Origin of the sequence: Glutamicibacter uratoxydans (genome assembly GCF_006539925.1) — a bacterium.
Classification (GTDB): domain Bacteria; phylum Actinomycetota; class Actinomycetes; order Actinomycetales; family Micrococcaceae; genus Glutamicibacter; species Glutamicibacter uratoxydans.
Map to the genome: position 1 here is coordinate 104,436 of NZ_BJNY01000011.1, position 12,883 is coordinate 117,318.

At 61.9% G+C, this 12,883-nt stretch carries 14 protein-coding genes; all 14 read left to right on the plus strand.

Annotation, left to right across the window (positions count from 1 at the left end):
* The first annotated feature begins 135 nt into the window (after nt 1–135).
* Nucleotides 136–873, plus strand: coding sequence for an Ltp family lipoprotein (locus AUR04nite_RS10755; RefSeq protein ID WP_141364828.1), 738 nt, complete (start codon nt 136–138; stop codon nt 871–873).
* 41 nt (nt 874–914) lie between these two features.
* Nucleotides 915–1,424: a hypothetical protein gene (locus AUR04nite_RS10760; protein WP_141364831.1), complete on the plus strand. Its 510-nt coding sequence runs from the start codon at nt 915–917 to the stop codon at nt 1,422–1,424.
* Between the two features lie 225 nt (nt 1,425–1,649).
* On the plus strand, nt 1,650–2,027 hold the full coding sequence (locus AUR04nite_RS10765) for a TM2 domain-containing protein (RefSeq protein WP_141364833.1): 378 nt from the start codon (nt 1,650–1,652) through the stop codon (nt 2,025–2,027).
* Nucleotides 2,028–2,258: 231 nt separating this feature from the next.
* Nucleotides 2,259–3,086 carry an ABC transporter ATP-binding protein gene (locus AUR04nite_RS10770; RefSeq protein ID WP_141364835.1) on the plus strand — a complete coding sequence of 276 codons (828 nt, stop codon included), beginning with the start codon at nt 2,259–2,261 and terminating at the stop codon, nt 3,084–3,086.
* The gene (locus AUR04nite_RS10775) at nt 3,083–3,772 is read left to right on the plus strand and encodes an ABC transporter permease (RefSeq protein WP_141364838.1); all 690 of its coding nucleotides are present in this window, start codon (nt 3,083–3,085) and stop codon (nt 3,770–3,772) included. The genes AUR04nite_RS10770 and AUR04nite_RS10775 overlap by 4 nt, the downstream gene beginning before the upstream one ends.
* Nucleotides 3,769–4,512, plus strand: coding sequence for an ABC transporter permease (locus AUR04nite_RS10780; protein WP_141364840.1), 744 nt, complete (start codon nt 3,769–3,771; stop codon nt 4,510–4,512). Before AUR04nite_RS10775 ends, AUR04nite_RS10780 begins: the two co-directional genes overlap by 4 nt.
* The gene (locus tag AUR04nite_RS10785; protein WP_141364842.1) at nt 4,509–5,417 is read left to right on the plus strand and encodes an ABC transporter substrate-binding protein; all 909 of its coding nucleotides are present in this window, start codon (nt 4,509–4,511) and stop codon (nt 5,415–5,417) included. The genes AUR04nite_RS10780 and AUR04nite_RS10785 overlap by 4 nt, the downstream gene beginning before the upstream one ends.
* Nucleotides 5,418–5,523: 106 nt before the next feature.
* Nucleotides 5,524–8,568, plus strand: a complete 3,045-nt coding sequence (locus AUR04nite_RS10790; protein WP_141364844.1) for an FtsK/SpoIIIE family DNA translocase — start codon at nt 5,524–5,526, stop codon at nt 8,566–8,568.
* Between the two features lie 5 nt (nt 8,569–8,573).
* On the plus strand, nt 8,574–9,185 hold the full coding sequence (pgsA, locus tag AUR04nite_RS10795; RefSeq protein WP_141364846.1) for a CDP-diacylglycerol--glycerol-3-phosphate 3-phosphatidyltransferase: 612 nt from the start codon (nt 8,574–8,576) through the stop codon (nt 9,183–9,185).
* A gap of 96 nt (nt 9,186–9,281) precedes the next feature.
* Nucleotides 9,282–9,761 carry a CinA family protein gene (locus AUR04nite_RS10800; protein WP_141364848.1) on the plus strand — a complete coding sequence of 160 codons (480 nt, stop codon included), beginning with the start codon at nt 9,282–9,284 and terminating at the stop codon, nt 9,759–9,761.
* A 199-nt stretch (nt 9,762–9,960) separates the two neighbouring features.
* Entirely contained in the window at nt 9,961–10,374 is a 414-nt protein-coding gene (locus AUR04nite_RS10805) for a helix-turn-helix domain-containing protein (RefSeq protein ID WP_141364850.1), read from the plus strand.
* A 106-nt stretch (nt 10,375–10,480) separates the two neighbouring features.
* Nucleotides 10,481–10,705, plus strand: a complete 225-nt coding sequence (locus tag AUR04nite_RS10810) for a DUF3046 domain-containing protein (RefSeq protein WP_141364852.1) — start codon at nt 10,481–10,483, stop codon at nt 10,703–10,705.
* Nucleotides 10,706–10,935: 230 nt separating this feature from the next.
* The gene (recA, locus tag AUR04nite_RS10815; protein ID WP_141364854.1) at nt 10,936–11,988 is read left to right on the plus strand and encodes a recombinase RecA; all 1,053 of its coding nucleotides are present in this window, start codon (nt 10,936–10,938) and stop codon (nt 11,986–11,988) included.
* Nucleotides 11,989–12,047: 59 nt separating this feature from the next.
* The gene (locus AUR04nite_RS10820; protein WP_246055490.1) at nt 12,048–12,857 is read left to right on the plus strand and encodes a regulatory protein RecX; all 810 of its coding nucleotides are present in this window, start codon (nt 12,048–12,050) and stop codon (nt 12,855–12,857) included.
* The last annotated feature ends 26 nt before the right edge of the window (nt 12,858–12,883 follow it).

Consider the following 12,883-nt stretch of genomic DNA (forward strand, 5'->3'; position numbering starts at 1 on the left):
CAGTGCAGGTGCAAATTGCGTGTGACTACCACAGGAATGCTGCCATGGTGAGTGAAAGTTAATAGTTCAACAACGTATCCACCTCGTGATACTGTCATCTTCATTTACCCGAATTTTGAATACCAGAGGTGCAGCGTGGCCGATGTAGCCAGCTTCCAACAGCCGCAGGCTCCCGGCCAGCAACAATTCGCCGTCAGCGACAAGAGCTTCGTCGCCACCTGGCTGCTGTCGCTGCTGCTCGGTTGCTTTGGGGCGGACCGGTTCTACCTGGGGAAAACTGGAACCGCGGTCCTCAAACTGCTGACCTTCGGAGGCCTAGGCCTCTGGGCGTTGACCGATCTGGTGCTCACCCTGTGCGGCGTCCAGTACGACAAGCTCGGCAGGCCCTTGGAGGGATACAAGCAATACCGATTCATGGCTTGGATCGTGACGCTGGTTCCGACAGGGCTCGCGGTGCTGGGAGGCTTCGCACTTGTCACTGCGTCGCTTCTCGTCAGCGGTTCGGGGCCCATCGAAGCCATGACCAGTGGGGGCTTTGCCAATACCTCCGGCGCTGCCGTCGATGCAGAGAAGGAACAGGCCCTGGATCAGGCACAGTACTACTCCGATGAGTATGCGATGAGCGAGTATGGCATTTTCGCCACCTTGGTCGACCCTGAAGAAGACGGGTTCAGCGAGGAAGCCGCCTACTACGCCTTGGACAATGTGGCTGCCGACTGGAATGAAAACGCGCTGATCGTTGCGGAGTATCTGCGCGACGAGGAACATCTGCCCAAGGAAAAAATCCGCGATGAACTACTGAGCATTGATTCTGAAGCGTTCACAGTTGAGCAGGTGAAATACGCGATGGAGCATCTGGACCTGGCCGAGTGAGGTAATCTTCCTCACCAACGTTTAGATTTATTCTTTTATCCTTGTCAGTAGCCTATGCTGAAACCAACTACAACTTCGCAGAAAGCGCAGGGATCACCGTGGTAACAAGAATGTTCGTCAGTTCAGCTTGTATCGGTGCAGTTATGGGAATGATCGGCTTTGTGGCAATTCTTTCCCCTGAAGCGTTCGCAGGTGTCGACCTGTGGACATGGGCTGCCGAAAACGCCATGTTCCTTGCCACTGCAGCCTTGGCCGGCGTGGGTGTTGGAGTCCTCGCCTGTTCCGGCGGCTACGTCGTCATGGAAGTCGCCAAGTCTTCGCACCCTGAAGCCAGCAAATTCAAGCAAGCCATCAGCGGCGGAGCCGGTGCAGCGCTCGGAGGCCTGCTGCCTGCCGTAGCGGTGCTGCTGCCGGTGGCAGTCTCGGCTGGCGATCTCGACTCTGCCAAGGGGGCGCTCCTCTTCGCAGCGGCACTGCTTGCCGCCTGCTTCATCTTTGGAAGCGCAATTGTGGCGGTGCTGAACTCAGCGCGAGTGCGCGGAGCGTTCTAAAGCCAGCACGACGGCGTGAAGCAGATGCCGCGTGCCCGAGCAAGAACTGCAACGGATACGCGGGCTGCCTCACAAAAGACAACACAGTGGTGCGTCGGGTGGAGATTCCCCGTTGCCATCATGTCTACTTAATCCCCAGCGTTCGATTCCTGCGACGGCCGGCAACGGCTGAAGCTGGATGACGAGCTCTTTTCATCACTGCACCACCACCTTCGAGGAGCACCCATGTCATACCCGCCGAACCCATACCAGCAGGCCAACGGCTACCAGCAGACGAACAACGGGGAGGGCCAGAAGAGCTTCATCGCTACCTGGCTGCTGTCCTGGTTCCTCGGCGGATTCGGCATCGACCGGTTCTACCTGGGCAAGATCGGCACCGGAATCCTGAAGCTGATCACCATCGGTGGTTTTGGTATCTGGTACGTCATTGACGTCATCCTGATTCTGGTCGGCGCCATGCGCGACAAGGCCGGCTACAAGCTCCAGGGCTACGAGCAGCACAAGAAGATCGTCTGGATCATCTCCCTGATCCTCTTCCTGTTGGGCACCGGCATCAGCGCCACTACCGCTCCTGACTACATCAACCAGCTGCAGTCGGTCTAAGACACTGGCTCCATTGCCGCGGCTTTCAGCCCGCACCCAGCACCGCCTTCACGGATATGTACTTGTGAAGGCGGTGTTTTGTCTTCTGCGAAGCTGACAGCGAAGTGCTGGGGCATGTTCCCGGGGAATTTTCCGAACCTCAGGCAGAATGGGGTGTGGGCAACAAAAGGAGTTCAACATGCCATGTGAGAAGTCCATGAAGGAAACCGCCGCTGGGGGCGGGCCGCGCTGATGATTGAATTCAGGACAGTTGCCAAACGATACCTAGACGGAACCACGGCGGTTGACAACTTTTCACTGACAGTGCCGAACGGAAAAACCACTGTCCTGGTGGGCTCGTCCGGCTGCGGGAAAACTACGCTGCTGCGCATGGTCAACCGCATGGTCGAACCGACCAGCGGAAGTGTGCTGATTGACGGAGAAGACATCCGCTCGCAGCCAGTCGTGCCCCTGCGGCGCAGCATCGGCTATGTCATGCAGAACGCGGGCCTGCTGCCGCACTTTACCGTCGCTCAGAACATCTCCACCGTTCTCAGGCTGCAGAAAACCGGCCGCAAGGCCGCCGAAAACCGGGCGCACGAGCTGATGGAAGTAATGGGGCTGGATACCGCCCTGGCCCAGCGTTATCCGCACCAGCTTTCCGGAGGCCAGCAGCAGCGCGTGGGGGTGGCCCGCGGTCTGGCGGCAGACCCTGCGATTCTGCTGATGGACGAGCCCTTTGGAGCAGTTGACCCGATCGTGCGTTCAGAACTGCAGAAAGAGCTGATTCGGCTGCAGAGCGAGCTGGGAAAAACGATCCTCTTCGTTACCCACGATATTGACGAAGCATTCCTTCTGGGCGACCAGGTCGCCATCTTGTCCGCAGGAGCCAACCTGCTGCAGCTGGGAAGCCCCAGCCAAATCATTGAAGCCCCTGCCAGCGACTTCGTTGCCTCGTTCATCGGGGCCGAACGAGGCCAGCGGGCCCTGTCGGTCAAGCAGACGCCCACCGGCCCGGTGCTGGTCGACGGCCAGGGGCGCACCCAGGGCCGGCTGGTCGGAGCAGATGAAGCCTCATGACATGGATCGCTGAGAACTTCGAGCTCATCGCGTCATTGACGCTGGTGCACCTGCGCCAAAGCCTAGTTGCGCTGGGCCTGGGTTTTGCCATTTCCCTGGCTCTGGGCTGGGTTGCCTGGCGGGTGGAATTCCTGCGCAGCCTGCTGGTCACCACCACCGGGCTGATGTACACCATTCCGTCGTTGGCGCTGCTGATGATCCTTCCGGTGGCCACCGGGATGAGTGCGATCAGCGAGGGCAACCTCATCGTCGCGCTGGTGGTCTACGCGGTGGCGATCCTGCTGCGCAGCGTCGTCGACGGGCTCGAATCCGTCGGGCCTGAGGTCCGCCAGGCGGCCACCGCCTTGGGCTATGGTCCTGCCCGGCGCTTCGCGGCCGTTGAACTGCCTCTGGCCGGACCTGTCATCCTCTCGGGGCTGAGAGTCACGGCAGTGAGCACCATTTCACTTGCAACGGTGGGAATCCTCGTCGGCGTGACAAATCTCGGCTACCTGTTCACCAATGGGCTGCAGCGGCGAATCATCCCTGAAGTTTTCTCCGGAATCCTGGCCGTCGCCGTGGTGGCGCTGGCCATCGACCTGCTGCTCGTGCTGCTAGGGCGCGCGCTGATGCCGTGGACCCGTCCGGCAGCAGCGAAGCGCAGGTCCTTATCGCCGCACACGGCTGGGGCCGGTGAGGCGCCATGAACCTGATTTCTGATGCACTGGCATGGATTGCCGACCCGCAGCAGTGGCAGGGCGGCGATTCTCTGCAGCTGCTGATCGGCCAGCACCTGATGTACACCGCCTGGGCAGTCTTGATTGCCGGGGCCATCGCGATCCCGCTGGGCTGGATGATCGGGCACACCGGCAAGGGCAGGGAAGCTGCCATGGCGGTGTCCGGGGCGGCCCGGGCGGTGCCGTCCTTCGGGCTGCTGATTCTCCTGGTGCTGCTCATGGGCGTGCTGCACAAGCCCGAAGCCGCGCTGCTGACATTCGTGCTGCTGGCCATTCCCTCCTTGCTGGCGGGCGCCTATGGCGGGTTTGAAGCCATCGACCGGAAAACCATCGACGCTGCCCGCGCCATGGGCATGACCGAGAAGGAAATCCTGTTCAAGGTAGAGATCCCGCTGGGGTTGCCTTTGCTTCTTGGGGGAGTACGCTCGGCTGTACTGCAGGTTGTTGCCACGGTGACCATCGCCGCCTACGTCAATCTGGGCGGCCTGGGCCTGCCGATCATCAGCGGATTGAACCTGCGCAGGTTTGACATGGTGCTGGGCGGATCGCTGCTGGTTGCCGCCTTGGCGCTGCTGCTCGACACGCTGTTCATGATCCTGTCGCGGTGGGCGGTGCCGCACGGACTGAGGCTGCAGAGGCGGCCGAGCGCCAACCCTGCGCGAATGCTTTTTAGAAAACCGGCTCCACCTATGCAAAGGCAGGAAAGATGAAAAGACTGGCAATGAAACTTGCGGCGGCGGCCTCGCTGGCCGGGCTCATGGCGCTCACCAGCTGCGGCGGCTCCGATCCGCTGGCCCAGAACACGCCGTCGGCGGATTCCACCGATGCGCAGCAGGCAGTAGTGGTCGGCTCGCAGGCCTACTACTCGAATGAGATCATCGCGGAGATCTACGCCCAGGCCCTGGAAAAATCCGGAATGAAGGTCACCCGCCAGTTCAACATCGGACAGCGCGACGCCTACATGCCGGAGCTTGAAAACGGGTCGATCGACATCATGCCCGAATACACCGGCAACCTGCTGCAGTACTTCGACGCGAAGACCGAGGCACGCTCCTCCGAGGATGTCTACACGCAGCTGCAGGAGGCGCTGCCACAGTCAATGGCCGTGCTCTCCAAGTCCGAGGCCTCGGACCAGGACTCGTACACCGTGACCGAGGCTTTCGCCCAGGAGCACCAGCTGAAATCGATCGGCGATCTGGGCTCGGTGGGGCAGAAGCTGACCCTGGGCGGCCCGCCCGAGCTGGCCCAGCGCCCCTACGGCCCCAAGGGTCTTGCCTCCACCTACGGCGTCGACGTGGACTTCAGCGCCACCGGAGACACCACGGTCGAAGACCTGGTGGCGGGTACCGTCGACGTCGCCAACGTCTTCACCGCAGACCCGCGCATCCAAACTGACAAGCTGGTGGTGCTGGATGATCCCAAGTCGCTGTTCTTGGCCTCCAATGTGGTCCCGGTGGTGGACTCGTCGATAAAGGACCAGCTGGCGGCGGTGATCGATCCGGTCAGCGAGAAGCTCACCGCCACGTCGCTGGTCCAGCTCAATGTGCTCAGCACCGTGGACAAGAAGTCAGCCAAGGACATCGCCTCGGCCTGGCTGGCGGAGAACATCGGCTAGCCGCCGGCCGAGGCCCCGGGCGAGTGATTATTCTCTAGCGCGGATGCAGGGTGCGGGCTGTGTGTAAATTCGGCCCGTTCCGCAGCGCTCGCGCTACCCTTGAAGCATGGCCCCACGTACCCAATCTCAGGGGACGAAGAAGCCCGCGGCGCGAAAACCCAAGGCGTCCGGCTCCTCGTCTTCCAAGAAACCTACCGAGAATCTGGAACAGGAACTCGCCCTGCCGCTGCGCGCAATCCGCAGCGTGTGGATGGGCATCGCCCGGATTGTCGGCGGCGCCTTCCGCCGCATCGGCGGCGCCGTCAAGCCCGACTACGAGCTGCGCCGCGACGGCACCGGACTGTTCCTCGCGCTGATTGCCCTGGCGGTCGCCGTCATCGAGTGGTGGGGCCTGCGCGATGCCGGGTGGTTTGGCCGCGGCGTGCACGCGGTGGCCGGAGGAACCCTGGGCTTCATGGCGGTGCTGCTGCCGGTGATCCTGTTCATCGGCGCCGCACGGCTGTTCCGGCACCCCGAGGCGGAGGCGGAGAACAACCGCATCGGCATCGGGCTGCTGATCATGACGCTGTCCGGGTCCTCCATCGCTTCGCTGGCCAACGGCTCGCCGGCGGTCTCCGAGGACTTCGACGTGCTGTGGCAGGCCGGCGGCATGGCCGGCTCGATTCTGGGCACCCCGCTGGGCCTGCTGATTTCGGTGCCCGGAGCCATGGCGGTGTTCATCTTCCTGGTCTTCATGTCGGTGCTGATCATCACCGCCACCCCGATCACGCAGATCCCTGCGCGCATCAAGCTGGGCTACAACCGGCTGCTGGGCCAGGATCCGGATGCCCCGCGCCCGCAGCGCGAGGCAGATCCCGGATCGGGGCTCGACGCACGGGCCGAGGCCCACGACCAGTCGTACCTGTACCCGGAAGCGGATGAAGCCCCCGCGCCGAAAAAGAAGAAGCCAGGCTTCTTCGAGCGCCGCGCCGCGGCGGCCCGCAAGGTCACCGAGGTCTACGACGTGGACGACCACGACGGCTCGGCACGCACCGGGGACGTGGCCTATGACAAGGCAGTAGTGGATGAGAACGGCGAGGACTTCAACGAAGCCGCCACCACCTCGCTGCCCACCCTTGACCGCTTCCGCAAGAAGAACAAGCGCAACGAGGTTTTCGACGCGGATGCCGGCGCCACCCAGGCGCTGTCCCGCGAGCAGCTGGCCGCCGCCCGCGGCGAGAATCCCACCACCGCACACCCGGTGGTCGACGACCATCACGAGCCGGAGCCCGAGCCGGCACCGGCCGAGCCGGCCATCCCGCCGGGGGTCAAGCGCCCCACCAAGGCCGAATCCGAAATGGCGCAGATCATGGAGAGCATCGGGCTCAAGTCCGAGCCCGAAGCCGCCACCGACGCCATCAGCCAGGTCTCTTCGCGCGCCGCCGGCCTGCCTGCAGCGCCGCAGGCTCCGATCCCTGCCCGCACCGAACAGCTGCAGCTCTCCGGGGACGTGAGCTACACGCTGCCTTCGGATGACTACCTGCCGCCGGGACCGCCGGCCAAGGAAGCCAGCGAGGCCAACCAGGTGGTGGTCGACGCGCTGACCAACACCCTGCAGCAGTTCAAGGTCGATGCCCAGGTCACCGGGTTCTCCCGCGGTCCGACGGTGACCCGGTATGAGATCGAGTTGTCCCCGGGCACCAAGGTGGAGAAGGTCACCGCGCTGGCCAAGAACATCTCCTACGCCGTGGCCTCCTCGGATGTGCGCATCCTGTCGCCGATCCCCGGCAAGTCCGCCATCGGCATCGAGATCCCGAACACCGACAAGGAAGTCGTCGCGCTGGGCGACGTGCTGCGCAGCGCCAACGCGCGCAAGTCCGAGCACCCGATGATCATGGGTGTGGGCAAGGATGTGGAGGGCGGCTTCGTCGTCGCCAACCTCGCTAAGATGCCGCACCTGCTGGTGGCAGGCGCCACCGGCGCGGGCAAGTCATCCTTCGTGAACTCGATGATCACCTCCATCCTGATGCGCTCCACCCCGGACCAGGTGCGCATGGTCATGGTCGACCCCAAGCGCGTGGAGCTCACCGCCTATGAGGGCGTGCCGCACCTGATCACCCCGATCATCACCAACCCGAAGAAGGCCGCCGAGGCCCTGCAGTGGGTGGTGCGTGAAATGGACACCCGCTACGACGACCTGGCGAACTTCGGCTACAAGCACATCGACGACTTCAACAAGGCGGTCAAGGCCGGCAAGGTGCACCCTCCCGAAGGCTCCAAGCGCGTGCTCAAGCCCTACCCGTACCTGCTGGTGATTGTGGACGAGCTCGCCGATTTGATGATGGTCGCCCCGCGCGACGTGGAAGACTCGATCGTGCGCATCACCCAGCTGGCCCGCGCCGCCGGCATCCACCTGGTGCTGGCCACCCAGCGCCCGTCCGTGGACGTGGTCACCGGCCTGATCAAGGCCAACGTGCCTTCGCGCATGGCCTTTGCGACCTCCTCGGTGACCGACTCCCGCGTGGTCCTGGACCAGCCGGGCGCCGAAAAGCTGCTGGGCCAGGGCGACGCCCTGTTCCTGCCGATGGGCACCTCCAAGCCGATGCGCGTGCAGGGTGCCTGGGTGACCGAGTCGGAGATCCACCGCGTGGTGGAGCACGTCAAGGCCCAGCTCAAGCCCGAATACCGCGAAGACGTCATGCCTGCGGTGGAAAAGAAGAAGATCGACGAGGACATCGGAGACGATCTGGACCTGCTGCTGCAGGCCACCGAACTGGTGGTCACCAGCCAGTTCGGCTCCACCTCGATGCTGCAGCGCAAGCTGCGCGTGGGCTTTGCCAAGGCCGGGCGCCTGATGGACCTGATGGAATCGCGCGGCGTGGTCGGCCCGTCCGAAGGCTCCAAGGCCCGCGATGTGCTGGTCAAGCCGGACGACCTGCCGATGGTGCTGGCGGCGATGCGCGGCGACGATCCAGGCACCGCGCAGGCCTCCGCCGCGGAGCAGGCGCTGGTCGACGAGGCGAATGTGAACCACGCCGATCCGGTGGCAGAATATGCTGAAGACCTAGTGGCCAAGGACCTTGAGAACCGGCCGCAGGCCGTTGACTACTTCGACGGTTCCGACGACGATGATTCAGGCGAGGACGCCTGGAATCTGACAGGGAGAAACTGAAGCCGATGACCGATCAAGCTGGCCAGAACCAGCAGCCGCAGGCGCCGACGCTGAACATCGCCAATGTGCTGACCACGATCCGCATCATCATGGTGCCGTTCTTCGTCTGGGCGCTGCTGGCCGATGCTTCGCAGCAGGGCACCTGGCGCTGGGTGGCCTTGGCGATCTTCGTGCTGGCCATGTACACGGACAAGCTCGACGGGGACCTGGCCCGCAGCCGCGGGCTGGTCACCAACTTCGGCAAGATTGCCGATCCGATCGCCGACAAGCTGCTTACCGGCTCCGCGCTGGTCTGCCTGTCGATTATTGCCGAGCTGCCCTGGTGGGTCACCTTGACCATCTTGGTGCGCGAATGGGGCATTACCCTGCTGCGCGTCGTGGTGATCAAGTACGGCGTCATCGCGGCGAACATGGGCGGCAAGATCAAGACCGTGCTGCAGGCGGTGTCCATCGGCCTGTACCTGCTGCCGTTCACCCACACCATTGGCTGGCTGCACACCGTGGCGTGGTCCCTGATGCTGCTGACCATGGCGGTGACCGTGGTCACCGGCGTGGAGTACATCTTCAAGGCCGCGGCGCTGTACGACGCGCACAAGAAGAACCAGGGCAAAAACTAGAAGCCGGGAACATTCCGGCATCCGCACAGGTGCGCATCGAGAAGTTCTCGGTGCGCACCAGCTGTATCCACCGAGACCAACTGTGAAGGATGGAACATGAGGAACCAGGCACCGGCGGCGATTGCCGCAGCCAAGAGCAAGCAGCTTCAGCTGGCCACCGCCGAATCTTTGACCGCTGGCATGATCGCCGCCACCCTGGCGGAGGTCCCCGGGGCTTCGGCGGTGCTGCGCGGCGGCATCGTCAGCTATTCAAGCGACGTCAAGGCCCAGGTGCTCGGCGTCGATGCCGGGCTGCTTGAATCCAACGGGTCCGTGGATCCCGAAGTGGCCCGCCAGATGGCGGTCGGCGCCCAGCGCGTCTGCCAGGCGGATGCGGCGGTGTCCGCTACCGGTGTGGCGGGCCCGGCTGCGCACGACGGGAAATCGGTGGGCACGGTTTTCATCGGCTGGGCCATCGGCGATCAATCGGGAGCCAAAGAACACCATTTTGTGGGCGACCGTGCGCAGATTCGAGAACAAAGCACTAATGCTGCAATTAGCCAGCTGGCTGCCATTTTGGGTAAAGCTTCTTCATAGGAAAGTCGGAAATACTATTTTTCCTGGAATGTTTCGCAATGATTCGACGATATGTGGCGTGAGTCGCATTTTTATGATTAGGGTGAAGGCACGGGAACAAATTCGAACAACTCTCCGTTGTACGATTTGAAGGGCCGCAAGGATGGCCCCCGGTATTGAATACATCTTCGAGAAGGACCTAGGAGCAAAGGCTAAATTTATGGTCAAGCAACCCGTCACTGTCAATGGTGTTGTCCGTTGGCGCGATATGGGAGAAGCCCATACGGTCCAGCCCGAGAAGGAGGAGCACAAAATGGTAGTACTCCGTCATGAAATCGGCGACGTTCTGCGCGACGTCCGCCAGCGCCAGGGCCGCACCCTCCGCGAGGTTTCCCACAGCGCCCGGGTTTCCTTGGGCTACCTTTCAGAGGTCGAGCGCGGACAGAAGGAAGCATCTTCCGAGCTGCTGTCCTCGATCTGCTCGGCGTTGGAAATTCCACTCTCGCTGATGCTTCGCGAAGTTTCCGAGCGAGTCGCCTTGGCAGAAGGCATCACCATCCCAGATACCGTTCCCATGGATATGGCCAATGAATTTGCGGCGGCCCGCAATAACAAGCCGCTGGCTTCGGTCTAGGACAATCAGAATTCACCGGGGCTTCTGAAGTGAATTCAGAATTCCCGCCAACGAGGGTTCACGCGTCGAGCGTGGACCCTCGTTGCAATTATGGAAGAATGCACCAGTGCGACTTAGTGACTTTTGGCGAAATCTTGAACATGAATTCGGCCCTCGGTACTCCCATGTCTTGGCCGATACCCTCTCGTTGACCGAGCTGGGAAGTCTGACCGCAAATGAGGCGTTGAACAAGGGGATCAAGCCTAAGCAGGTATGGGAAGCCATGTGCCGGGCCCAGGATGTCCCAGTGGAGCGGTGGCTCGGCGTCGACATCGAGCCGAAGCAGTCTTGACCGGCGCAGTTTCGAAAGTTCGAAACACGCGCGTTGATTTTCGAATATCTATTCGGATAGGGTTATCCTAGATACAGGGCGATCGGATCGCCCGAACAACGTGAACTTGAAGTTTGTCCACACTTGCACGGTCTTGGACCCCAAAGTGTCGGTAGGCGCTCATACTGTCTAATGCAGGACAAAGAATCGTGAGCAGGTCGTTCGATGGCTTGCAAGAGCAAAGGTGAACCATGGCAGCAAATAATGATCGGGAAAAGGCGCTTGAGTCTGTCCTGGGCCAGATCGACAAGGCCTTCGGCAAGGGCTCGGTCATGCGTCTGGGTGATGAAACCCGCGCACCTATTGAAGTAATTCCTACCGGCTCTGTCGCATTGGACGTCGCTCTGGGTATTGGCGGTCTTCCACGCGGCCGCGTCGTGGAAATCTACGGACCAGAATCTTCGGGTAAGACCACCGTTGCCCTGCATGCGGTAGCCAGCGCCCAGCGCAATGGCGGCATTGCCGCCTTCATCGACGCCGAGCACGCCTTGGATCCCGAATATGCCAAGAAGCTTGGCGTGGATACTGACGCACTGCTGGTTTCCCAGCCAGACACCGGTGAACAGGCACTCGAAATCATGGATATGCTCGTCGGTTCCGGCGCGCTGGACATCATTGTCATCGACTCCGTGGCTGCTCTGGTGCCCCGCGCTGAAATCGAAGGCGAAATGGGCGACAGCCACGTGGGCCTCCAAGCCCGACTGATGTCCCAGGCCCTGCGCAAGATCACTGGCCGCCTGTCGGCTTCGAAGACCACCGCAATCTTCATCAACCAGCTTCGCGAAAAGATCGGCGTTTTCTTCGGCAGCCCGGAAACCACCACCGGTGGCAAGGCGCTGAAGTTCTATGCATCGGTGCGTATCGACATCCGTCGCATTGAAACGCTGAAGGAAGGCACCAACCCGGTCGGTAACCGCACCCGTGCCAAGATCGTCAAGAACAAGATGGCTCCGCCTTTCAAGCAGGCAGAATTCGACATCCTTTACGGCCACGGCATTTCCCGTGAAGGCTCGCTGATCGATATGGGCGTCGAACACAACCTGGTGAAGAAGTCGGGTGCATGGTTCACCTATGACGGCGACCAGCTGGGACAGGGCAAGGAAAACGCCCGCCGTTTCCTTCGCGACAACCCAGATCTCGCCAACGAGCTGGAGCGCCAGATCCTTCAGAAGCTCGGCGTGCTGCCAGCAGAAGAGGTCGAGGAAGACGAGACAGAACTGCGAGTCGTCGAGGGCGATAAGTAGTGGCCCCAGGCTTCAAGAAACGTAGCGTCCGCTCCGGAAGTAATTTCGGACCGGACGCTATGTCCGTTTCCAGCGAGTTTCAGGGCAGCTTCGAAGACATGCCGGACTGGGCCAGGCCCGACCCCGACGAAGCAGCGCCAACGCAGCTGGCAGAGACGGACAAACCCGCTGCCGCCCTGCCGCTGGATCCGCAGCGCGGCAGGATTATCGCCAACTTGCCGCCGGAAGAGCAGAAGAAGCCAGAAAGCATTGACGAGCTGCGCGCAGCCATGCAGCAGATTCTCGACACGCCAGCTGCACCGGCGCCCACGAAAAAGGAACGCAAGCAAGCTCGTGCCGCCGCTAAAGCCGCCCAGCAGAGCGAGGACCCGGAACAGCTCAGTGACAGCCAATGGAGGGAGAAGGCGCGAAGCATTCTGCTGCGCCAGCTGACGGCGAGCGACAAGACGGCAAAGCAGCTCAAGGACAAGCTTCTGGACAAGGAATGTCCAGAACACATTGCCGATGAGGTCATCGAACGCTATGCAGAAATCAACCTGATCGACGATGAGCGTTTCGCCAAATCATGGGTGAGCGCCAGAGCCAGGTCGCGTGGATTGGCTCGCGGAGCCATCAAACGCGAGTTGCGGACCAAGGGTGTCGACGATGAAACAGCGGCAGAAGCACTCGAGCAAATCGACGACGAGTCCGAAGAACTGAGGGCCAGGGAACTGGTCCGGGCCAAACTTCGACCAGAATCAATGGGCGTCGACCGCGACAGGGCCCTGAGGCGGCTGGTCGGAATGCTCGGGCGCAAAGGCTATAACGGGGGACTTGCCTATAAAGTCGCCCGTGAAGAATGGGACGAACGCTTCGGCCCAAAGTACTAGGCGCCCAGAAGTTTCGGTAACCTTGT

Bases quoted from the DNA above. Each gene is read 5' to 3' on its own strand.
- recA (WP_141364854.1), top strand. From the start codon at position 10,936: ATGGCAGCAAATAATGATCGGGAAAAGGCGCTTGAGTCTGTCCTGGGC.
- pgsA (WP_141364846.1), top strand. From the start codon at position 8,574: ATGACCGATCAAGCTGGCCAGAACCAGCAGCCGCAGGCGCCGACGCTG.
- AUR04nite_RS10805 (WP_141364850.1), top strand. From the start codon at position 9,961: ATGGTCAAGCAACCCGTCACTGTCAATGGTGTTGTCCGTTGGCGCGAT.
- AUR04nite_RS10820 (WP_246055490.1), top strand. From the start codon at position 12,048: ATGTCCGTTTCCAGCGAGTTTCAGGGCAGCTTCGAAGACATGCCGGAC.
- AUR04nite_RS10790 (WP_141364844.1), top strand. From the start codon at position 5,524: ATGGCCCCACGTACCCAATCTCAGGGGACGAAGAAGCCCGCGGCGCGA.
- AUR04nite_RS10785 (WP_141364842.1), top strand. From the start codon at position 4,509: ATGAAAAGACTGGCAATGAAACTTGCGGCGGCGGCCTCGCTGGCCGGG.
- AUR04nite_RS10765 (WP_141364833.1), top strand. From the start codon at position 1,650: ATGTCATACCCGCCGAACCCATACCAGCAGGCCAACGGCTACCAGCAG.
- AUR04nite_RS10780 (WP_141364840.1), top strand. From the start codon at position 3,769: ATGAACCTGATTTCTGATGCACTGGCATGGATTGCCGACCCGCAGCAG.
- AUR04nite_RS10775 (WP_141364838.1), top strand. From the start codon at position 3,083: ATGACATGGATCGCTGAGAACTTCGAGCTCATCGCGTCATTGACGCTG.
- AUR04nite_RS10800 (WP_141364848.1), top strand. From the start codon at position 9,282: ATGAGGAACCAGGCACCGGCGGCGATTGCCGCAGCCAAGAGCAAGCAG.
- AUR04nite_RS10770 (WP_141364835.1), top strand. From the start codon at position 2,259: ATGATTGAATTCAGGACAGTTGCCAAACGATACCTAGACGGAACCACG.